Source organism: Neisseria sp. P0021.S007 (assembly GCF_051956855.1).
Window position 1 is genome coordinate 1 of the sequence record NZ_JBQCXA010000756.1, and the last position, 609, is coordinate 609.

1 protein-coding gene is annotated in these 609 nt (G+C 51.6%); it reads left to right on the forward strand.

Going from position 1 to position 609, the window contains the following annotated elements; genetic code table 11:
* Window positions 1–5: 5 nt before the first annotated feature.
* Window positions 6–609 (forward strand): ABC transporter permease subunit (locus ACTHUR_RS15800; RefSeq protein ID WP_440399603.1); only part of this gene is annotated, 604 nt, incomplete at its 3' end.

Here is a 609-nt window from a genome sequence, read left to right on the forward strand (position 1 = left end):
AAATAATGCAGAAAACCAAATTATCCTGGTTCTTGAAACTGATGCTCCTGCTCTCGCTGGCATTCCTCTATATTCCGCCGGTGGTTTTGGTCATCTATTCTTTCAATGAATCCAAACTGGTTACCGTTTGGGGCGGTTTCTCAACCAAATGGTACGGCGCATTGATGGAAAACGACACCATCTTGGAAGCGGCCTGGCTGTCATTGCGTATCGCCATCGTTTCCTCGCTTGCCGCCGTAGCACTCGGCACATTGGCTGGTTACGCCATGGCGCGTATCAAGCGCTTCCGCGGCAGCACCCTGTTTGCCGGTATGATTTCCGCGCCTATGGTGATGCCTGATGTGATTACCGGTTTGTCCATGCTGCTGTTGATTATTCAGGTGCAAATGTTCCTGCAAGGCAGTGAATTGCTGCAATCGCTCTACTTCGATCGCGGCTTCTTCACTATCTTCCTTGGCCACACCACGCTTTGCATGGCGTACATTACCGTCGTTATCCGTTCGCGCTTGGTGGAATTGGACCAATCCTTGGAAGAAGCCGCTATGGACTTGGGTGCCCGTCCGCTGAAGATTTTCTTCGTGATTACCCTGCCGTTGATTGCCCCTGCGA